We start from the raw sequence: 21,553 nt of genomic DNA, 5'->3' as shown, positions 1-21,553 counted from the left end.
AAGATGCCTCGCGTCAAACGTGGTGTAACGGCGCACGCGCGCCACAAGAAAATTCTCGATCTGGCCAAGGGTTACCGCGGTCGTCGCAAGAACGTCTATCGTGTTGCCAAACAGGCGGTCATGAAGGCCGGGCAGTATGCTTACCGCGACCGTCGGCAAAGGAAGCGTCAGTTCCGCAGCCTCTGGATTGCCCGTATCAATGCGGCGGCCCGGGAACTCGGCATGAAGTACAGCACATTCATGAATGGTCTCAAGAAGGCGCAGATCGAGGTCGACCGCAAGGTTCTGGCCGATCTGGCGGTTTTCGACAAGCCGGCTTTTGCTGCTCTGGCCGTGCAGGCCAAAGCCCAGCTCGGACAATAAGCCATTTGGGCGTCAAGAAAGGAGGCGCGAGCCTCCTTTTTTTCGGTGAACCATGCACAACCTCGATCAAATAGTCCATGCAGCGTCGGCGGCCTTTGCGGCAACCGATGACCCAGATGCGCTTGAGCAAGTCAAGGCCAGTTACCTCGGCAAGAGTGGCGAGATCACCGGATTGCTCAAGGGATTGGCCAAACTTCCGCCGGACCAGCGCAAGACTGCCGGTGCGGCCATCAATCGCGCCAAGGATGCGGTCGAAGCAGCGCTCGCTACGCGTCGCGAAGCGCTTCGGCAGATGGCACTGCAGGCGCGTCTGGCCGAGGAAGCGCTGGATGTGACGTTACCGGGTCGCGGACAGGCTCGTGGCGGTTTGCATCCGGTGACGCGTACGCTCGAACGTATTGAAGCTCTTTTTGCTTCGATCGGTTTCGAAGTCGCCGACGGTCCCGAGATCGAGGCCGACTTCCAGAATTTTACGGCGCTGAATACCCCAGCAGATCATCCGGCCCGTTCGATGCACGATACCTTCTATCTGCAGGACGAGGCGGGCGGGATAGCCGAGGGCGTTCTGCTGCGCACGCATACCAGCCCGATCCAGGTGCGCTATATGCAGGCGCATGTCGCCAGACATGCCGGTCGGGAAACCATGCCGGAGATTCGGGTCATTGCGCCGGGACGCGTGTACCGGGTGGATTCCGATGCCACGCATTCGCCGATGTTTCATCAGGTCGAAGGGCTGTGGATCGGCGAGAACGTCAGCTTTGCCGACTTGAAGGGCGTGATCGGCGATTTCCTGCGCCGTTTTTTCGAGAACGACGATCTGCAGGTGCGTTTTCGCCCCTCGTTCTTTCCTTTTACCGAACCCTCGGCCGAGATCGACATGGCCTTCATGAGCGGCTCCTTGAAGGGGCGCTGGCTGGAAATTGCCGGTTGCGGCATGGTCCATCCGAATGTCTTGCGGCATGTCAACATCGACCCCGAGAAATACCTCGGTTTTGCCTTTGGCATGGGCCCTGATCGGCTGACGATGCTACGCTATGGGGTTAATGACCTGCGCCTTTTTTTCGATGGCGACCTGCGCTTCCTGCGGCAGTTCGTATGACCTTCCTTTTTCATGAGTCGCGGACGCGACTTTCACATTAATTTGAGCGGTCATGAAATTCTCCGAATCCTGGCTTCGCAGCTTCGTCGACCCCGCCTGCGCGGGTCATGAGTTTTCGCACCTGCTGACCATGGCCGGTCTCGAAGTGGAGGAGGAAGAGACGGTCGCACCGCTCTTCGACCAGGTCGTCGTGGGCCATCTGCTCGCCGTCGATAAGCATCCCGACGCCGACCGCCTCAACGTTTGCCGGGTCGATGTCGGTACCGGCGAGCTGCTGCAGATCGTCTGCGGGGCACCCAACGCGGCTGCCGGCATCAAGGTGCCGTGCGCACTCCCCGGTGCCGAATTGCCGGGTGGATTCGCGATCAAGGTCGCCAAGGTGCGTGGCGTCGAGTCGTCAGGCATGCTCTGTTCGGCCAGGGAACTGGGCATCTCGGAAGATGCTTCTGGCTTGCTGGTGCTGGGCGACGATGCCCCGATAGGTGAGGATATCCGCCGCCATCTTGATCTCGATGATCGTCTGCTGACTCTCAAGCTGACGCCGAACCGGGCAGACTGCCTGTCGCTCGAAGGGATTGCTCGCGAGGTCGCAGCGCTGACCGGTATGCCGGCCCGCTTTATCGAAGTCACGGCTGTTGATGCCACCATCGCGAGCACGCGCGCGCTCGTACTGGACGCCCCGGATGCTTGCCCGCGCTACTGCGGCCGGGTGATCGCCGGGGTCGACGCCAGGGCCGCGACACCCGCCTGGATGCGCCGTCGTCTTGAGCGAAGCGGTATTCGCCCGATTTCTGCCTTGGTCGATATCACCAACTACGTCATGCTCGAAGTGGGACAGCCGCTGCATGCTTTTGACAATACCCGTCTGAGTGGGGCCATTCACGTCAGGATGGCGCGCCCGGCAGAAACGATCCTGCTGCTCAACGAGCAGATCCTGCAGATGCAGGCCGACGTCGTATTGATTGCCGACGACCAGCGCCCGTTGGCGATGGGGGGCATCATGGGCGGCGAGGAAAGTGGCATTACGCTGGCAACCACCGAGGTGTTCCTCGAAGCCGCCTTCTTTGCGCCCACTGCGATCGCCGGCCGTGCCCGTCGCTACGGCTTCGTTTCGGACGCCTCACATCGTTTCGAACGTGGCGTCGATTTCGGCGGTACTCGGCGTGCATTGGAGCGCGCAACGCGGCTGATCCTCGATATTTGCGGTGGACAGGCTGGTCCGGTCAGTGAAGCACTGGCCACCTTGCCCGCGCGCAAGCCGGTTCGCCTGCGACCGGCGCGGGTTGCCAAGGTGCTTGGAGTGCCGTTTACGAACGAGCGGATCGCCGAACTGTTTGCCCGTCTCGGCCTGCCGTTGACCCGGGACGGCGACGATTTCATCGTCACGCCGCCGACCCATCGCTTCGACATCGAGATCGAGGAGGACCTGATCGAGGAGATCGCTCGCCTGCACGGCTACGAGAACATTCCGTCGCCAGCACCGCGGGGTTTGCTGTCGATGTTGCCACAGACCGAGCGGGCGAGACCCTTGGCACGCATTCGGCAGAGCTTGGCTGACAGTGGCTATCAGGAAGTCGTCAACTTCGCCTTCGTCGAAGAAGCCTGGGAAGCCGATTTTGCCGGCAACGATCGGCTCATTCGCCTGGCCAATCCGATCGCCAGCCACTTGAGCGTGCTGCGCTCGTCTTTGCTTGGAGGGCTGGTGGCCAATCTGGCAAGTAACCTCAAACGCCGGCAGAGCCGTGTTCGCCTGTTCGAGACCGGACGCTGCTTCTTCCGCGATCCGCAAGGTGGTCCGGTCGCCGGTTTTCGTCAGCCCTGGAAACTGACCGCGCTGGCCTATGGCACGGCCTTTCCGGAGCAGTGGGGTTGTGCGGCGCGCAACGTCGATTTTTTTGACATCAAAGCCGACCTGGAACAGCTGTTCACACCGATCGTCACCAGCTTCGAGAAAGCACTGCACCCTGCGCTGCACCCTGGCCGGAGCGCGCGGGTGACGGTCGCTGGCCGGGCTGTTGGTTTCCTTGGCGAATTGCATCCGCAATGGCAACAAAAATATGAATTGCCGCTACCGCCGGTAATTTTTGAAGTCGATCTCGATGCCGTGACGATGGCCAGTGTTCCGCAATATGCCGAGGTTTCCCGCCAACCACCGGTCATACGGGATATGGCGGTGGTCGTCGATCAGGCGCTGGAACTTCAGCAACTGATCGCTGGATTGACTGCCAATCGCCCGGCAATCGTGCGGGATATTCGTCTGTTCGATGTCTATGTCGGGCCTGGAATCGAGGTCGGCAAGAAAAGCCTTGCCTTCCGCATAATGATGCAAGATACTCAAAAAACGTTGCTCGAAGCTGAAGTCGAGGCCGCCATGCAGCAGCTGATGGCCTATTTGCGAGCAGCATTTGCAGCACAACTGCGCATCTGAGAAGGGAGAGGAATGACGCTTACCAAGGCAGAACTTGCCGATCTATTATTCGATAAGGTTGGCCTCAACAAGCGTGAGGCCAAGGACATGGTCGAGGCTTTTTTCGAAGAAATCCGGAATGCCTTGGAGCGCGGTGATGGCGTAAAGCTTTCGGGATTCGGAAACTTTCAGTTGCGCGACAAGCCCCAGCGGCCAGGCCGCAATCCCAAGACCGGTGAAGAAATCCCGATCACCGCGCGCAGAGTGGTGACTTTTCATGCCAGTCAGAAACTGAAGGCCGAGGTGGAGCACGCTTATGATGGAAGTCAGTCATAAAGAACCGGGGCAAGAGCCTTTGCCGGCCATTCCAGCCAAGCGATATTTCACGATCGGCGAGGTCAGCGAACTGTGCGGCGTCAAACCGCACGTCCTGCGTTATTGGGAGCAGGAGTTCTCGCAACTCAGTCCGGTAAAGCGCCGAGGCAATCGCCGCTATTATCAGCACCACGAAGTTCTGTTGGTACGTCGGATCCGGGAGCTTCTTTACAGCCAGGGCTTTACAATCAGCGGCGCGCGCAACCGTCTCGACGATGCCGGGACCGGCTCCGATGCCAGTTCATCTCTCCTGGCACCTGAGGTGCTGCGCGCGGAGCTATTGGACATTGCAGAATTGCTGCGCACATGCGAGTAGCGGCGCATTTTCGGTTATAATCCGAAGCCTGTCGGGGCGTGGCGCAGCCTGGTAGCGCACTTGCATGGGGTGCAAGGGGTCCCGAGTTCGAATCCCGGCGCCCCGACCAATCGAAGCAATCACTTGGGCCGCTCTTTGGAGCGGCCTTTTTGTTGGGTATTAGCCGATTGGCGAGAATGTCGACGAAAGCGCTCTTCGAAAATGCCCGCCCGATACCAATCTCCAGCGTGCGTTTTGCTGTTCCAAGTGATCCTCGGTCATCTGTTCTCCTGCTCATGACCTCTCCCCAGTCATCTCAATTGTCGACGACGATGAGGTGTGTTGCTCCGGGGAAGCATAAATCCGTTGTACAGGCCCGTCTTTCTTGTCATCATTCACTTCGCATCCAAGCGGAGACCTGCAATGGTTTCCTGCGGCGCAAGGAAAAAGCTGAACGCGACCCGGTGCATGGTTTACGGTCTTTGAGCAATCGATCATCCTAAAGGAGGAGTTTCAAATGAAAAAAATGCTGTTGTTGTCGGCCCTTCTGGTACTTTCGACGGCCAGCGTCTCGGCAAAGGACTGGACGGATATTCGCATGGCGTCGGAAGGCGCTTACCCCCCGTTCAATGAAATAGGTGCCAATGGCGCGTTGAAGGGGTTCGACATCGATATCGGCAATGCGCTGTGCGCCGAGATGAAGGCGAAATGCACCTGGGTGAAACAGGAATGGGACGGTATGATCCCGGCACTGATGGCACGCAAGTTCGACGCCATCGTCGCTTCGATGTCGATTACCGAAGAACGCAAAGCGAAGGTGGATTTCACTAACAAGTACTACGCTTCGCCGGTGGTCCTGATTGCCAAGACGGGATTGCCCTTGAGACCGGAACTAGCCAGCTTGAAAGGCAAGAAGGTCGCAGTTCAGCGCGGCACTGTTGCCGACAACTTTGCCACCAAATACTGGGATGGCAAGGGGGTCGAAATTGTTCGCTATGGCAAGCAGGATGAGGCCTATCTGGATCTCAAATCAGGCCGTGTCGATGCCACCTTTGCCGATTACTGGGAAGCTTATGGCGGCTTCCTGACCAAGCCTGAAGGCGCCGGTTATGGCGTTCTCGGTGAGCAGCTTTACGGCAAGAATGCCGAGGAGCGCGCCGTGATCGGTGAAGGAATCGGCATTGCCGTGCGCAAGAAGGATCAGGACCTCAAGGCGCAACTCAACAAGGCACTGGCCGCCGTGCGTGCCAATGGCAAGTACGAAGAGATCCGCAAGAAATACTTCACGATGGATATCTACGGCGATTGAGGTTCTGCTGTGGAACGTCGGCTGCCGGCGCGGCCGGCGTTCCTGTTTTTTCCCCGGTTGTTTCCAAGGTACAACGCGAGGCGCAAATCAGCCATGGACGCCCTGATCGAATACTCCCCCAGCCTGCTGGCCGGCGCCTGGATCACTCTCCAGGTTGCCCTCCTTTCGCTGGTTCTTGCCGTCAGCATGGGCCTGGTTGGTGCCGCCTGCAAGTTGTCACGCATCGCTCCACTACGCTGGTGGACCGCGTTGTATACCACTGTCTTTCGTGGCGTCCCCGACCTGGTGATGATGCTCTTGTTTTTTTACGGCGGCCAGGTGATTCTCAATGTCATCAGCGACCATCTGGAAAGGGAGATGATCGAACTCGACGCCTTTGCCGCTGGCGTTCTGACGATTGGATTCATTTTCGGCGCCTACTTCACCGAAACCTTTCGTGGCGCCTTTCAAGCGGTGCCGGCCGGCCAGATGGAAGCGGGCCGAGCCTACGGCATGAGCGGCTGGCAGGTTTTCTGGCACATCCTTTTTCCGCAAATGCTGCGTTATGCCCTGCCAGGCATTGGCAACAACTGGCTGGTCCTGCTGAAAAGCACCGCCATCGTGTCCATGATCGGCCTGGCCGACATGACCTGGCTGGCCGATCAGGCCGGACGGTCGACCCATCAGCCTTTCACTTTCTATCTGGCCGTTTGCGTACTCTATCTGGCGATGACTGCTGTCTCGAACCAGGTTCTACAACGCCTGCAGTGCCGCTACGACGTCGGTGTCCGCGAAGCCAACGTTTGAGGAGACGATCATGGAATGGTTTGACCCGAACGTTATCAGCAGCAGCTTGCCCGAGTTCTGGCGTGGCCTGTGGATGACCGTGCAACTGACCGTCTTCTCGTTGGCGGTCGGCTTCGCTCTTGCCATTCCGCTGTCGGTTGCCCGAGTGTCAAGAAACCCCTGGGTCAGTCGGCCGATCAGCGCCTATACCTACTTTTTTCGCGGCACCCCGATGCTGGTGCAGCTATTGCTGATTTACTACGGAGTTGGCCAGAGCGAATGGATGCAGCAGCAGTGGGAAGCCGGCAATTCTTTCTGGTTACTGTTCCGCAACGCCTATTTCTGCACAATGCTGGCCTTCAGCCTCAACACCTGCGCGTATCAACTCGAAATGTTTGCCGGCGCAATCCGCAACGTTCCACATGGCGAGGTCGAAGCCGCCGAGGCGATGGGCATGACGCGCTACACTGCGCTGTGCAGAATCGTGCTGCCATCGGCCTTGCGCCGGGCGATTCCGCCGTTGAGCAACGAAGTGATTCTGATGCTGCAAGGCTCGGCGATTGCCAGCGCGGTGACACTGGTCGATCTGACCGGTGCGGCACGCAATGTCTACTCGCGCCATTACGCGCCTTTCGAAGCCTTCATCTTTGCCGGACTGCTCTACCTGGCCGTCACCTTTGTTCTGGTCGGATTGTTCCGCTTCGCCGAAAGCCGTTGGCTCGCCCACTTGCAACCGCGTAGCGCCAGCGCCAAGCAAGACTGATTGGAAAGGCTGCCATGACTGCTAAGGCCAACAACGAACTCCTCCGCGTCGAGGACCTGCACAAGCAATACGGTGACAACGAAGTCTTGAAAGGCGTTTCGCTGACCGCCCACTCGGGCGACGTCATCAGCATCATCGGCTCGTCCGGGTCGGGCAAGAGTACCTGGTTGCGCTGCATCAACTTTCTCGAGCAACCGACTTCCGGGAAAATCATCGTTGCTGGCGAAGAGATCAAAATGCTTTCCGGCAGCAAGGATGCACTCAAGGTTGCCGACCCGAGGCAATTGCAGAAGATCCGCACGCGTCTGTCGATGGTCTTCCAGCACTTCAATCTCTGGGGCCACATGACAGTGCTGCAGAACGTCATCGAAGCGCCAATCCACGTGCTGGGCCTGTCGAAGAAGGACGCCATGGAACGTGCCGAGCGCTATCTCGAGCGCGTCGGTGTCTGGAAATTCCGTGACACTTACCCGGCGCACCTGTCGGGCGGCCAACAACAACGCGTCGCGATTGCGCGTGCACTGGCGATGGAACCCGAAGCACTGTTGTTCGACGAGCCAACCTCGGCGCTTGATCCGGAACTGGTTGGCGAGGTCCTCAAGGTGATGCGCTCGATTGCCGAAGAGGGCCGCACCATGCTGGTCGTCACCCACGAAATGGGTTTTGCACGCGAAGTTTCCAATCACGTCATCTTTGTCCATCAGGGGCGTGTTGAAGAAAGAGGAAACCCCAGGGAAGTGCTGACCAGGCCGAACAGCGAACGTCTGCAGCAGTTCCTGTCGGGCAACCTCAAGTAGGCGAATGAGGCGAATGCCGTGGAAGAAACCTCGTCAGGGCCGTGATCGGCGGATCAGCTTACTCGCCGATCACTGTGGCGAACAAGGCCCGGTGCCGGCCACCATGGCGTTGGCCGCCTGATTCAGAGACGACAACCGTTCGAGGATTGCAATGACTGCGCTGCCGGTGAGCATCATCGGCGTTCCAACCGACGTCGGTGCTGGAACGCGCGGGGCCAGCATGGGGCCGGAGGCGCTGCGTATCGCGGGTATCGTCAAGGCGATTGGCCAGTTTGGTTTGGCGGTCAAGGACTGCGGAAACCTGCCTGGGCCGACCAATCCCGACCTGCCAGCGGTCGATGGTTTCCGCCACATGTCCGAGGTCGTGGCGTGGAACCGTAGCCTGCACGATGCGGTGTATGTCGAACTGAGAGGCGAGAGCCTGCCGATCATTCTCGGCGGCGATCACTGCCTTGCCATCGGTTCGATCAGTGCCGTGGCGCGTCGTTGCCGCGAGACTGGAAAGAAGCTGCGCGTGTTATGGTTCGATGCACACGCCGATTTCAATACCGCCACGATGACGCCGAGTGGCAATATTCATGGCATGCCGGTGGCTTGCCTGTGCGGGTACGGTCCGTCCCGATTGACCGAAATTGGCGGCCATGTACCCGCCATTTCGCCGCAGGAAATTCGCCTGATCGGCATTCGCAGTGTCGATGCAGGGGAAAAGTGCTTCCTGGCCGAAATCGGCATCGAAGTGTTCGACATGCGCTATGTCGACGAAGTCGGCATGCGCAGAACCATGGAGCAGGCATTGGCCGGCATCTGTTCGGAAACACACCTGCACGTTAGCCTCGATGTCGATTTCCTCGATCCGGAAATCGCGCCGGGGGTGGGGACCACGGTGCGTGGTGGTCCGACCTATCGCGAGGCACAACTCTGCATGGAAATGGTCGCGGATACCGGACGGCTGTGCTCGCTCGACATCGCCGAACTCAACCCGGCGCTCGACCGGCGGAACATGACCGCAGAGCTGGCGGTGGACCTTGTGGAGAGCCTGTTCGGCAAGAGTACCTTGATGCGCATGCATCAGTAGGGAGTGCGCGCAAACCGCTGGGGATTATCCGGAGGGGGCGTCATCGGCCTCGAAATGGCTCCCAGATTCTGGCTTGGTTTTGGCAACAGATAGGCTGTTCTTGGGCTCTGAAACGATGAACAACGATTCTCCTGGCCGCAACGCATCCTTCCTTGTGCAACGGGCTGGCAACGGACTGTTTGACCACTCGCCAGGTTCCGGGTGTCAGTGCAGTCGAGGGTTCGCGCGCCGATCGAGGCTGGCTCGACGGATCATGACGGCCGCGCTGCTCGCTCTCCCTTCCGTGGCGGCGGCTTGCACGCCACATATCGAGGAAGGACCCGGGGCAATGACCGCGTCATTCCGTCCACACACGGACGCCTTCATGCACTGCGAAGTGGCCGAGTCGAGCTATCGGGAAGTGATCAGCAACTGGTTGTCGACGCGGTCGGCGAGCGCACCCCCGCTTCGCGGTCTGTATCTCGGGCGAGCGCTTACCTTCCCCTGGATCTCCCGCCACCTTGCCGAGGCGGCACTGCGCGATCCGCAATGGGATGCCCGCCGAGGCAAGGCACGCTCGGGTGGGCCGAACCAGTGGGTATCGTCGACGCTGTCCGGGCCGACCTTCCTGGCACGCATCGCGGCACCTTTCGCCGGCACGCCTTACACCCCAGTCGGAATTTCGGTCGAGAAGGTCCTCGTCGGCAGAGCGCAGGAAATGGCGCCGGAACTGAATGCCGGCAAGCAACTGCTGCCATTCGACGCACAGCTCTGGCTCCACCTCGACGCAAGCCGATGAGAACGTCACCCTGGTCAATATCACCGGCCTGCAGGGCGCCCTGACGCCTTTCGCCGACGGTCACTTCAACTTCACCCCGACGACCGGTTTCACCGGCACCATCAGCTTCACGTACACGGTCGGCGACGGCTTTGGCGGTTCGGCGTGGAACGATCAAGCTTTGCCCGTAGCCCCGCCAGTCGGGTGCCAGCACGTCCCACGCGTGTCTGAGCGCGTCGATGGTGAACTGGAAGCTGGCCGATGAATCCATCCAGCCGTGCAGCATGCCGTTCTACCGCTCCCGCCCCGCCTCATGCCACGCCTTCTGCACCGGTGAGAGGAGGTATTCGGCCACGGTGCGCGTCCCCAGCATGATCTCCGCGTTTGTCTGCATGCCGGCGCCGAGCGCGAAGCGGGCGCCGTCCATCTCCAGTTTCATGGCCTTCAGCCTCACCAGGGCCTTGTAGACCAGCGGCTGCGGGTTCTTCCGACCCTTGTCGTTCGGCGCGTTGCCGCCTGCGCTGTGACCCATGCCGCCATCCGCCGCATCGGCGCTGACGTGTTCGACCGTCCCCTCGACCATCCCGTACTTCTGGAACGGGAAGGCAGCGAACTTGAGCTTGACTGGTTGCCCCTGGCGCACGAAGCCGATGTCCTCATTGCTTACCCAGACCTCGGCGCGCAGTGTCTCCTCTTTCGGCACCAGCGTCAGCAGCACGGTACCCGGTTGCACGACGGTGCCGGTGGTGTGCGTCGCGAGATCCTTGACCACGCTGTCCTGGCTGGCCTTGAGTTCGAGCAATTCCTTGCGGTGAGCCTGCTTGGTGCGCTCCTGCGCAAGCTTGTCGAAGGCGGCCTGTACCTCGTTGCGTTCGGCGTGCAGGCTGCGCCGGTAGTCGGAGTCGAGCTGGGCGAGCTTTTTCTCGGACTGGGCGATGCCGGCCCTGGCCGAGTCGATCAGGTGGGCCTGGGTCTTGAGTTCCTGTTCCTTCTCGATGCGCTCGCGCTTCTTGTCGCTGGCCATCAGCCCGCCGGAAAAGCCGTCCTTGACCAGCTTGTCGTAGGCCCTGTCCTGCTCGCGGTAGTGCGGCAGGACTTCGGCGAGCTTGGTCTGTACCTGCTGGGCGGAGGCGAGTTCGGCTCTGGCCTTCAAGAGCCGGCTGCGCTCTTCGGCCAGCGCCGCCTCGATGGCGTTGCGGTTAGCGCGGGACTGGGCGTCGATCTCGCGGGCGAGCGCGGGGGGATCGTCGGCGTCGGCGAGGAAGGGTTTGCCGGCGAGTTCAGCGTCGATGCGGCGCAGGGAGAGGCGCTTCCGTTGCCAGTCGGCTTCGATAGTCTGCGCATCGGCTTCGGTGATGAGGGTATCCATGCGCATCAGCACCTGGCCGGCCTTCACCGTCTCGCCTTCGCGCACGAGGATTTCCTTCACGATGCCAGCCTCGGCCGGCTGCACGATCTTGAGGTAGCTCTGCGGTACGAGCTTGCCCTCGGCCACGGCCACGATGTCGAGCTTGCCGATCAGGGCCCAGAGGATCAAGAGACCGAGCATGCCGGCCTGCACGCGCAGCACAGTGCGGCCGAGCGGGTTGGGTGGCGCGTCCTGCAGGCGCAGGAGGGGTGGGGAGAAGTCGTGATAATCCGGCGTTGCCGGTGCGGGCAGCGTTGGGAGTTTGAAAGGGAGTTTCATGGTCACGGGGAAGGCATCCGAACAGGGAACAAGCCGTCACTCCGGCAAACGCCGGGGTCCAGACAAATTTCCACAGCACATGCTGGATGCGCCGTTGCTGGATTCCGGCATTCGCGGGAATGATGGATGGTTATACGTCACGACAAACGCAGCGCTCCTTCCTGAATGGTCGCCAGCGGCCGCAGGGCCTGCGCCTGCGTACCGAAGCCGGCGTCGCCGATCACCTGCTGGGCGGAAGTCAGGCCGATGCCGGCCAGCGTGCCGTTTTTCCCGTACTGGTAGGCCAGATCGCCGCCCATCGCGGCCGTGTCCGAGCCGGCCAGATGGAAATTGGCGAGCGCATTGGTCAACGCCCAGCTGGTGAGGCCGGGGTTGGCCACGCGGGCGGCATCGAAGGCGTCGACCAGGCCCGAGAAGTTGAAGTTCTCCACCTTCTGATCCTTGAGCGGATCGCTGCCGCCCTGTGTGAATCCGGCCATGGCTTCGGCGATCATCTGCAGGTTGAGTACGGGCTTCGAGGGCGTGGTGGCGTACCAGTTCTTGAAGGTGATCTGGTCGGTACCGCCGGTCTTCAGGACGAGGTCATTGCTCGATTTGCTGAAGCTGAGGTCGGCGTAGTCGATGCCGCCGCCGAGCGAGAGGGTATCGCTGCCCGTTCCTCCGGCGGCGAAGGTGTCCTGCCCGTCCCCCTTGTTGAAGAGGAGAATGTCGTTATCCCCGGCCGTCGTGTACGTGTCGTTGCCGAGGCCGCCGAGGTAGAGCTCGGCCGCGGCGCCGCCGGTGAGGGTGTCGGTGCCGGTGCCGCCGTTGAAGAGGGCCACGCCGGCGGTGTCGGTGAGGGTATCGTTGCCGTCGCCGCCTTCGAGGAGGTCGTTGCCGGTGCTGCCGTTCAGCGTGTTGGCGCCGGTATTGCCTCTGAGGAGGTTGTCGAGAGCGTTGCCGGTGCCGTTCAGGGCGGAAGATCCGGAGAGCGCCAGCGCCTCGACGTTGGCGGCCAGCGTCAGCGTGAGGCTGCTGTTGACGAGATCGATGCCTTCGCCGGCGTTTTCCGTCACGACATCGGCGCTGTTGTCGACGGTGTAGGCGTCGTCGCCCAGACCGCCCAGCAGGGTGTCGGCCCCGGCGCCACCGTTCAGCGAGTCATTGCCGGTGCCGCCCGTGAGACTGTTGGCCACGCTGTTGCCGGTTAGCACGTTGTTGAGCTCGTTGCCAGTGCCGTTGATGGAGTTGCTGCCGGTCAGGGTCAGGTTCTCGACGTTGGCGGACAAGGTATGGGTGACGCTCGACTGCACGAGATCGGTGCCTGCACCGCCAGCCTCGGTCACCACATCCGCAGTGTTGTCGACCACGTAGCTGTCATCCCCGGCACCGCCTTGCATCGTGTCGGCGCCACTACCACCGGAAAGCGTGTTATGAGCACTGTTGCCGATGAGGAGGTTATCCAGGGGGTTGCCCGTGCCGTTGATGGCCGCGCTGCCCGATAGCGTGAGGTTCTCGAGGTTGCTGCCGAGCGTCCAGGTGACGTCGGAGATGACCGTGTCGGTTCCGGCACTGGACCCTTCGGTCACGGTGTCGCCAGTGCTGACCTGGTAGGTGTCGTTGCCGGCACCGCCGACAAGCGTGTCGTTGCCGGCACCGCCGTTGAGGATGTTGTCGCCCGAGTTTCCGGTGAGCGTGTTCGCCAGGTCGTTGCCGGTCCCGTTGATGGCCGTGGTACCGGTCAGCGTGAGTTTTTCGACGTTGCTGCCGAGGGTGTAGGTCATTCCCGCCTGGACGGTGTCGGTTCCTTCGCCGGCATTTTCCGTGACGACGTCGCCAGCGTGATCGACCACGTAGAGGTCGTTGCCGGCGCCGCCGGCCATCGTGTCGGCACCGGTCCCGCCATTCAGCGTGTTCGCGCCGGCGTTACCGGTAAGCACGTTGTTCAGCGTGTTGCCGGTCCCGTTGATCGTACCGGTACCCGTCAGCGTCAGGTTCTCGACGTTCGCCGACAAGGTATAGGTCACGCTCGACTGGAGGGTGTCGGTTCCCGCGCTTGCCGTTTCGGTCACGACGTCGCTGGTATTGTCGACGACGTAGGTATCATTGCCGGCTCCGCCGACCAGGGTATCGGCACCACTGCCGCCATCGAGGAGGTTGTCGGCACTGTTCCCGGTCAGGGTGTTCGCCAGGGTATTGCCCGCCCCGTTGATGGCCGTGGTGCCAGTCAGCGTGAGGTTTTCGACGTTGGCGCCGAGGGTGTGGGCGACCCCCGATTGAACGGTATCAGTCCCTCCGCTGGTGTTTTCCGTGACGACGTCACCGGCGTTATCGACCACGTAGAGGTCGTTACCGGTGCCGCCAGCCATCGTGTCGGCACCGCTACCGCCATCCAGCGTGTTCGCGCCGCTGTTGCCGGTGAGCATGTTGTTCAGCGTGTTGCCGGTGCCGTTGATCGCACCGGCGCCTGTCAGCGTCAGGTTTTCGAGATTCGACCCCAGCGTGTACGCAATCGAGGACTGAACCAGATCCGTGCCTTCGGCGGCATTCTCGGTCACGATATCGCCGGCACTGTCGACCACATAGGTATCGTCGCCGTCGCCGCCCTGCATCGTATCGGCCCCGGTACCGCCCGAAAGGACGTTGGCGCCACTATTGCCCACGAGCACATTCGCCAGCGTATTACCCGTGCCGTTGAGCGCGGTCATGCCAGTCAGCGTGAGATTCTCGACAGTGGTGCTGAGGATGTAGGTGACGCTCGACTGGACAGTGTCGCTACCTTCGCCGGCATTTTCAATCACGCTGTCGCCCGCATCATCGACCACATAGGTGTCGTTGCCGGCGCCGCCTGACATCGTATCGGCCCCTGCACCGCCCTCCAGCGTATTCGCACCAGCATTGCCCGTCAGCACGTTGCCAAGCGCATTCCCGGTCCCGTTGATGGCCGACGTACCTGTCAGGATCAGCCTTTCCAGATTGGCCCCCAGCGCATGGGTCACGGAGGACTGGACCGTATCATCGCTTCCCTCGCCGGCGTTTTCGATCGCGACGTCGCCGGCGTCATCGACCACATAGGTGTCGTTGCCGGCGCCGCCCTGCATCGTGTCGGTACCGGTACCGCCATCGAGCCTGTCGTTCCCCGCATTGCCGATGAGCTGATCATTGCCGCCGGCACCCAACAGCGTGTCGTCGCCGGACAGGCCGATCAAGGTATCGGGACCGGCGGTCCCGGTCAGCGTCTGGTTCTGGATCACTACCGACAGGTTGAAATCGTCGCTCGCGGTGAGCCCCGCCCGGTCGGTCACGGACACCCGGACCCCCGTCGTACCGAGGGTAGCGGTCGATGCCGTCCCCGTGAAGGTACGGGTGGCTGGATTGAAGGACAACCATGCCGGCAGGGCACTCCCATCGGCCAGGGTCGCCGAATACGTCAGCGAATCGCCTGCGTCGAAATCGACGAAGGCATCAGCCGGCACAGCGAAGTCGATCGTCGCCCCCTCGGCGATACTCTGGTCGGCGAGGGCGACATTCAGTACCGGCGCCGTATTGCTTGGGTAGAGAAGGTCATGGATCGTCTGGAAGTCCCAGACGGTCGAATCATCGAACCAGATCTCCTGGATCGGATTCGATCCGTTTCCCGGATCGTCGCCGAGGAGGTAATTCCGGATGGTCACCTTCTCCTGACCGACTCCGAGGCGGGCCTCCAGATCGTCGCCGACACGCGCCAGCGAAACGTGGGCGGTAGTCACGCCGGGTTTGAAGCGCAAGACATTGTATTTTCCCGGCGTCGTGTCGAACGCTTCGCTGATCACGTCCTGTCCGTCACCGAAGCCGAACAGATACGTGTCGTTGCCGACACCGCCGTCGAGCTGATCATGACCGTCACCGCCATCGAGGATATTGCTGGAACTGTTACCTCTCAAATCGTTGTCCAGCGCGTTGCCCGTTGCGTTGATGATTGCATTGCCGGTCAGGCGAAGGTTTTCGACTTGCTCCGATAGTGTCCAGCTGACGATCGATTCGACGGTATCGGTGCCTTCATTCGCTTGCTCGACAATCTGGTCGCCGCTGTGGTCGACGACATAGGTGTCGTTGCCCGTACCGCCCTGCAGCGTGTCCGTGCCGCCACCGCCGTCCAGACGATTGTCCGCGTTATTGCCGACCAGGAGATTGTCCTGCGAGCTGCCGGTTCCGTTGAGGGCGGACGAGCCGAGCAGGCGGAGATTCTCCTGATCGATGGCGAGCGTCCAGTCGATGGTGGCCTCGACCGTATCGCCATCGCCGAATCCTCCGCCGTCGACGAGATCGCCGACATTGTCGACGACGTAAGTGTCGGCGCCCCCGCCGCCCTGCATCGTATCCGCGCCGGCGCCGCCGTCCAGGCGGTTGTTGCCAGCATTGCCGTACAGGGTGTTGGCCTCCGCATTCCCCGTACCGTCAATGGCGCTGGGGCCATTCAGATACAGGGTTTCGACGTTGGCGCCGAGCGTATAGCTCACCGATGCGCTCACCACATCGAGGCCCTCGCCGGCTTGCTCGACCACCACGTCGCCGGCATCCTCGACAATATAGGAGTCGTTGCCGGGCCCCCCTGCCATGACATCGTTGCCGGCGTCGCCCTGCAGATAATCGTCGCCCTGTTCGCCGATCAACACGTCGGCCCCGCTTTCGCCAAAGAGAGCATCGTTGCCGTCGCCGCCGTACAAGGTGTCGTTGCCGGCGGCACCCTCGAGCTGATTGCCGCCCGTGTTGCCGGTCAGCGTGTTATCCAGGGCGTTGCCGGTACCGGTCAGACCGCCCGAACCGGTGAAATGCAGATTCTCGACATGCGCGCCGAGCGTGTAGTTCAGGCTGGACTGCACCGTATCGATGCCTTCCTCCGCGTATTCGACCACCACGTCGCCGGCCATATCGACGACGTAGGTATCGTCGCCCAGTCCGCCGCTCATCGTGTCGACCCCGTCGCCGCCATTGAGCACGTTCGCCGACGCATTGCCGACGAGCACGTTGTTCAGGGCATTGCCCGTGCCGTCGATCGCGCCCGTTCCGGTCAGCGTCAGGGTCTCCAGATTCGCGCTCAGCGCATAGGACGCGCCGGAAAGCACGGAATCGTTCCCTGCGAACAGCCCCTCCACGATCACGTCGCTGACGTCGTCCACCACATAAAGGTCGTTATCCGTGCCACCCACCAAGGTATCGGCGCCCGCCCCGCCGTCGAGGGTGTCGTTCCCCAGTCCAGCCGTCAGCGTGTTCGCCGCGCTGTTGCCGACGAGGACGTTCGCCGCATCGTTGCCGGTACCATTGATCGCGACGTTGCCGGTCAGGGTCAGGTTTTCCAGCGTTCCGCCAAGGGTGTAGCTCACAGTCGACAGAACGAAGTCGGTACCCTCGCTCCAGGACTCGACCACCTGATCGCCGACGTTGTCGACCAGATAGGTATCGTTGCCGGGGCCGCCCTGCATCGTGTCGGCGCCCAGGCCACCATCGAGCACGTTCGCGGCCAGGTTGCCCACCAGAACGTTGTTCGACGCATTGCCGGTGCCGTTGATGGCCGCCACGCCGGTCAGGGTCAGGTTTTCGATGTGGGCACCCAAAAGGAAGGATACCGCCGACTGGACAAAATCGTTCCCCTCGTTCACGGCTTCCGTCACGGTATCGCCCGCGTCGTCGACCGCATAGACGTCGTCGCCGGCGCCGCCAAGCAGCGCATCGGCGCCCGTTCCGCCGTCCAGCGTGTCGTTGCCGTCGCCGCCGCTCAGGGTGTTGGCGCCGGCATTCCCGATCAACAGGTTGTTCAATACATTGCCTGTCGCCGCGATCGCCGCCGTACCGGTCAGCGTCAGGTTCTCAACGTTTGCCGAAAGGAGGTAGGTCACGCTCGATTGCACGAGATCGGTTCCGGCAGCGGTGTTTTCCACGACCATGTCGCCCACGTGGTCGACAACGTAGGTGTCGTTGCCGCCGCCGCCGCTCAGGGTATCGGCCCCGGTCCCGGCATCCAGAACGTTGGCCGCGGCATTGCCCGTCAACGCGTTGTCGAGTGCGTTGCCGGTACCGTTGATGGCGCCCGTGCCGACCAGGGTCAGGTTTTCGACGTGGGCCCCGAGGGTATAGGACACGCCGGCCTGAACGATATCCGTACCTTCGCCGGCGGCCTCGATCACGGCATCGGCGGCGTTATCCACCCAATACGTATCGTCGCCCGAGCCGCCCTGCAGCACGTCGGCGTCCAGGCCTCCATCCAGCGTATCGTTGCCGGCATCGCCGATCAGCAGATTCGCCGCGCCGTTGCCCATCAGAGCATTGGCCAGCGCATTGCCGGTGCCGTTGATGGCACCCGATCCGGTCAAGATCAGATTCTCCAGGTTTGCCCCGAGGGCGTAACTGGCCGAAGACAGTACGGTGTCGAGACCCTCGTCCGCATTTTCCGTCACCACGTCGGCAAGGCTATCGACGATGTAGGTGTCGCCGCCGTCGCCGCCGATCATCGTGTCGTCGCCCGCGCCGCCATCGAGCAGATTGGCGGCGGCATTCCCCTGCAGGACATTGCCCAGGGCATTCCCGGTCGGATTGATGGCCCCGCTACCGGTCAGGGTCAGATTTTCCACGTGGCTGCCGAGCGCATGGCTGACGCTCGACAGCACGAGATCGACACCTTCGCCGGCCGCTTCCGTGACCGTATCACCGACGTTGTCCACCACATAAGTGTCGTTGCCGGCTCCCCCCTGCAGGGCATCGGCGCCCAGGCCGCCATCCAGCGTATCGTTGCCCGCTTCCCCCGCCAGGGCGTTGGTGGCGCTGTTGCCCGTCAGCACGTTATCCAGCGTATTCCCGGTGGCGTTGATCGCCGCCGCGCCGGTCAGGAGCAGATTCTCCAGGTTCGCCCCGAGGGCGTAGCTGATGGAGGAGCGCACCGTATCGACGCCTTCGTCGGCGAACTCCGTCGCCACCTCGGCGACGTTGTCCACGAGGTAGGTATCGTCTCCGGCACCACCGCTCATCGTGTCGGTCCCCGCCCCGCCGTCGAGCAGGTTGGCCGCGCCGTTCCCGGTCAGCACGTTGTTCAGCGTGTTGCCGGTAGCGTCGATGGCGGCACTGCCTGTCAGGGTCAGGTTTTCGGTATTGGCCGGGAGGGTGTAACGGATGCTCGCCTGTACCGAGTCATTGCCGGCGCTGGCATTTTCGGAAACGACATCCCCGGCATCGTCGACGACGTAAACATCGTTGCCGGCGTCGCCGCTCATCGTGTCGGCAGCGGCCCCGCCGTCGAGGACGTTGTCCGCGGCGTTGCCGGTGAGCGTATTGGCCAGCGCATTGCCGTGGCCGGTCACCGCGGCATCGGTCAGGGTCAGGTTTTCCACATTATCGGGCAGCGTATAGTCGATCCCGGATTGCACGGCGTCGATTCCCGCCGTCGCGGCCTCGACAACGACATCGCCGGCATGGTCGACCACGAACTGATCGTTGCCGTCGCCGCCGTCCAGGCGGTCGGCACCGCTGCCGCCGTCCAGGGTGTCGTGACCGCCCTCGCCGTAGAGAAGGTCGTCGCCGCTACCGCCCTGCAACTGGTCGTTGCCTTCGCCGGCAAAAATCTGATCGTCGGAGGCGAGCGCGTCGATCCGGTCGTCGGCACCGGTGCCGGTGATGATGTCGGCGTCCGGCGTGCCCTGCAGGCCGAAGCCCTTGGCCAGCAGCTCCTGGTAGGTGCGCACGCCGTCGTCGAACTGGAAGTACTCGAAGCCGCTGCCCGCCTGCGGGTTGGTGGAATCGAACTCGTCGATATGAATCTCGCTGCCGGCAAGGCCGGTGTCGATGAGCAGCGAGCCCAGGCGGAGGTTGACGCTGGCAAAGCTGACGCCCTGAATCATCAGCGTGTCGCTGCCGCCGCCGCCGGTCACGTGCCGGATGCCGCTGCCGGTCTGCACAACGATGAGGTCGTCGCCGTCGCCGCCGTCGAGCTGGTCGTTGCCGCTGTCGCTGAACAGGATGTCGTTGCCGTCGCCACCGCTGAGGAGGTCGTCCCCGGCCTCGCCGTAGAGGGTGTCGTTGCCGTCACCGCCATCGAGGTGGTCGTTGTCGTCGCCCCCCGAGAGGTAATCGGCCCCCGCACCGCCGGAGAGAACATCTTCCCCGCCCTGCCCAAAGAGAACATCGTCGTCGTCGCCGCCGTCGAGGGTGTCGTCGCCATCGCCGCCCCCGAGGGTGTCCATTCCGATCCCGCCGGCGAGGAGATCGTTGCCGCCTTGTCCGTAGAGGGTATCGTTGCCCTCTCCGCCGTCGAGCTGGTCGTTGCCCTGCACCGAGGCCGACAGGCCGTTGCCGTCGCCATCCAGGATGTCGTCGCCGACGCCGCCGAGCAGGATGTCGGCACCGCCCGCTCCGACCAGGGTGTCCGCGCCCTCGCCGCCGTCGAGGAAGTCGTTGCCCATGGCCGCTTCCGGGGTGCTGCCGCTGTCGCCGTAGAGGGCGTCGTTGCCGGTGCCGCCGAGCAGGGTATCGGCGCCACCAGCGCCCTGCAGTTGGTCGCTGCCGTCACCGCCGTCGAGGGTATCGTCGCCTTGCCGGGCGACCGGGGTGTCGGCGTCGTCACCAGCCATGATGTCATCGCCGTCGCCGCCGTGGAGGATGTCGGTACCGCCGGCACCGTAGAGCTGGTCGTTGCCGGCCCCGCCGTCGAGGAAGTCGTCGCCCTGGGTTTCTGGCGGGGTGTCGCTGTTGTCGCCGGCGAGCACATCGTTGCCGGCCCCGCCATAGAGCACGTCGGCCCCGCCCATGCCGTAGAGCTGGTCGTCGCCTTCCTCGCCGTCGAGGAAGTCATCGCCCTGCAGAGGGGCCGCGTTTTCGTTGTCGTCGCCGATCAGGACATCGTTGCCGCCGCCGCCGTAGAGTATATCGGCGAGGGCGCCGCCCTGGAGCTGGTCGCTGCCGTCTTCGCCGTCGAGAGCGTCTTCGCCCTGCAGGTTGTCGGCGAGGGTGTGGTCGTCGGCGATCAGGAGGTCGTCTCCGGCGCCGCCGAAGAGGGCGTCGCTGCCGCCCTGCCCCAAGAGAACATCGTCGTCGTCGCCGCCGTCGAGGAAGTCGTTGCCGTGCAGGCTGCCGTCGATGTAGCTGGCGTCGCCAGCGACCAGGTCGTTGCCGGCGCCGCCGAGCATGACGTCGTTCCCCGCTTCGCCGTTGAGGGTGTCGTTGCCGTCTTCGCCCCAGACGTTGTCGTCGCCTTCGCCGGCCCAGGCGCGGTCGTCGCCGGCGCCGGCGTGGAGGGCGTCGCCGGCCCCGCCGACGGGGTTGGTTTCGCCCCTCACGGGGGAGAAAAGGCGGCCGCCGGCGGTGTCGGTATAGCCCCAGTCGAAGGTGGTGGTGCTGCCGTGGTACCAGGAGATGGAGCCGATGCTGTAGCGCCGGGTGGCCTCGGGGATGAACTGGGGGACGTAATCGGCGTCGCCGAGGAGGTTGTCGTCGCCGGCGCCGGCGATGAGGACATCGGCACCGGCGCCGCCGGCGAGCACGTCGTGGTCGGCGCCGGCAATCAGGAGGTCGTCGCCGGCATTGCCGGAGAGCCAGTCGCCCTTGAGGCCGCTGGCCGTGCCGGTATTGCCGGCGGCAATGGCGGCCTCCAGAGTGATCTGACTATGGCCGTAGAGCCGGTCGTTGCCGGCTTCGCCGAAGACGATGTCGCTGCCGTTGCCGCCTTCGATGAGGTCGTTGCCGTTTTCGCCGTGCAGGTAGTCCTGACCGTTGCCGCCTTCGATCCAGTCGTCGCCGTCGCCGCTGCCGACATCGTCGTTGAGTTCGCCGGCGAGAATGTGGTCGTTGCCGGCGCTGCCGCTCAGGATGTCTTCGTAGGCGCCGGCCTCGCCGATGGGGTTGCCCTGGGCGTCGCCC

At 62.7% G+C, this 21,553-nt stretch carries 14 protein-coding genes, 1 tRNA gene and 2 pseudogenes; 14 read left to right on the top strand and 3 right to left on the bottom strand.

Annotation, left to right across the window (positions count from 1 at the left end):
• Positions 1 to 3 precede the first annotated feature (3 nt).
• The 13 genes and pseudogenes from rplT to AW06_RS19660 form a co-directional block, all read left to right on the top strand.
• Positions 4 to 363, top strand: a complete 360-nt coding sequence (gene rplT, locus AW06_RS01755; protein ID WP_034944644.1) for a 50S ribosomal protein L20 — start codon at positions 4 to 6, stop codon at positions 361 to 363.
• Positions 364 to 415: 52 nt separating this feature from the next.
• A complete protein-coding gene (gene pheS / locus AW06_RS01750; protein ID WP_034944640.1) occupies positions 416 to 1,462 on the top strand; it encodes a phenylalanine--tRNA ligase subunit alpha in 1,047 nt (348 codons plus the stop codon).
• A gap of 52 nt (positions 1,463 to 1,514) precedes the next feature.
• A complete protein-coding gene (gene pheT / locus AW06_RS01745) occupies positions 1,515 to 3,890 on the top strand; it encodes a phenylalanine--tRNA ligase subunit beta (protein WP_034944637.1) in 2,376 nt (791 codons plus the stop codon).
• 12 nt (positions 3,891 to 3,902) lie between these two features.
• Positions 3,903 to 4,205 (top strand): integration host factor subunit alpha, encoded by a 303-nt coding sequence (locus tag AW06_RS01740; protein ID WP_034925120.1) that lies wholly within the window; start codon positions 3,903 to 3,905, stop codon positions 4,203 to 4,205.
• Positions 4,189 to 4,560 carry a MerR family transcriptional regulator gene (locus tag AW06_RS01735; protein ID WP_034944634.1) on the top strand — a complete coding sequence of 124 codons (372 nt, stop codon included), beginning with the start codon at positions 4,189 to 4,191 and terminating at the stop codon, positions 4,558 to 4,560. Before AW06_RS01740 ends, AW06_RS01735 begins: the two co-directional genes overlap by 17 nt.
• Positions 4,561 to 4,592: 32 nt before the next feature.
• A tRNA-Pro gene (locus AW06_RS01730) sits at positions 4,593 to 4,669 on the top strand.
• 387 nt (positions 4,670 to 5,056) lie between these two features.
• Positions 5,057 to 5,848 (top strand): ABC transporter substrate-binding protein, encoded by a 792-nt coding sequence (locus AW06_RS01725; protein ID WP_034944631.1) that lies wholly within the window; start codon positions 5,057 to 5,059, stop codon positions 5,846 to 5,848.
• 93 nt (positions 5,849 to 5,941) lie between these two features.
• Complete coding sequence (locus AW06_RS01720; protein WP_034944735.1) at positions 5,942 to 6,634, top strand: ABC transporter permease; 693 nt, start codon at positions 5,942 to 5,944, stop codon at positions 6,632 to 6,634.
• Between the two features lie 10 nt (positions 6,635 to 6,644).
• Entirely contained in the window at positions 6,645 to 7,376 is a 732-nt protein-coding gene (locus AW06_RS01715) for an ABC transporter permease (RefSeq protein WP_034944628.1), read from the top strand.
• A gap of 14 nt (positions 7,377 to 7,390) precedes the next feature.
• A complete protein-coding gene (locus AW06_RS01710; protein ID WP_034944625.1) occupies positions 7,391 to 8,173 on the top strand; it encodes an ATP-binding cassette domain-containing protein in 783 nt (260 codons plus the stop codon).
• A gap of 151 nt (positions 8,174 to 8,324) precedes the next feature.
• On the top strand, positions 8,325 to 9,248 hold the full coding sequence (rocF, locus tag AW06_RS01705) for an arginase (protein WP_034944622.1): 924 nt from the start codon (positions 8,325 to 8,327) through the stop codon (positions 9,246 to 9,248).
• A 328-nt stretch (positions 9,249 to 9,576) separates the two neighbouring features.
• The gene (locus AW06_RS01700; protein WP_273704284.1) at positions 9,577 to 10,026 is read left to right on the top strand and encodes a hypothetical protein; all 450 of its coding nucleotides are present in this window, start codon (positions 9,577 to 9,579) and stop codon (positions 10,024 to 10,026) included.
• A pseudogene (locus AW06_RS19660) lies at positions 9,962 to 10,150 on the top strand (Ig-like domain-containing protein); the annotation flags it as partial. The gene AW06_RS01700 and the pseudogene AW06_RS19660, both read left to right, overlap by 65 nt.
• A 33-nt stretch (positions 10,151 to 10,183) precedes the next feature.
• On the opposite strand, the pseudogene AW06_RS19655 reads toward AW06_RS19660, so the two are convergent.
• The 3 genes and pseudogenes from AW06_RS19655 to AW06_RS19650 all read right to left on the bottom strand — a co-directional run.
• Positions 10,184 to 10,291 (bottom strand): annotated as a pseudogene (locus tag AW06_RS19655) (alpha/beta fold hydrolase); the annotation flags it as partial.
• Positions 10,292 to 10,297: 6 nt separating this feature from the next.
• A complete protein-coding gene (locus AW06_RS01690; protein WP_034944729.1) occupies positions 10,298 to 11,692 on the bottom strand; it encodes an HlyD family type I secretion periplasmic adaptor subunit in 1,395 nt (464 codons plus the stop codon).
• 137 nt (positions 11,693 to 11,829) lie between these two features.
• The gene (locus tag AW06_RS19650; RefSeq protein ID WP_273704283.1) at positions 11,830 to 21,177 is read right to left on the bottom strand and encodes a putative Ig domain-containing protein; all 9,348 of its coding nucleotides are present in this window, start codon (positions 21,175 to 21,177) and stop codon (positions 11,830 to 11,832) included.
• A 3-nt stretch (positions 21,178 to 21,180) separates the two neighbouring features.
• Between AW06_RS19650 and AW06_RS01675 the strand changes: the two genes are divergently transcribed.
• A partial coding sequence (locus AW06_RS01675; protein ID WP_034944613.1) for a hypothetical protein occupies positions 21,181 to 21,553 on the top strand: 373 nt, incomplete at its 3' end.

This window comes from Candidatus Accumulibacter cognatus, from assembly GCF_000584975.1.
In the GTDB taxonomy this organism is placed as follows: domain Bacteria; phylum Pseudomonadota; class Gammaproteobacteria; order Burkholderiales; family Rhodocyclaceae; genus Accumulibacter; species Accumulibacter cognatus.
Note: the sequence above shows the minus strand (reverse complement) of the source record. Positions and strands in the feature narration are given on the sequence as shown.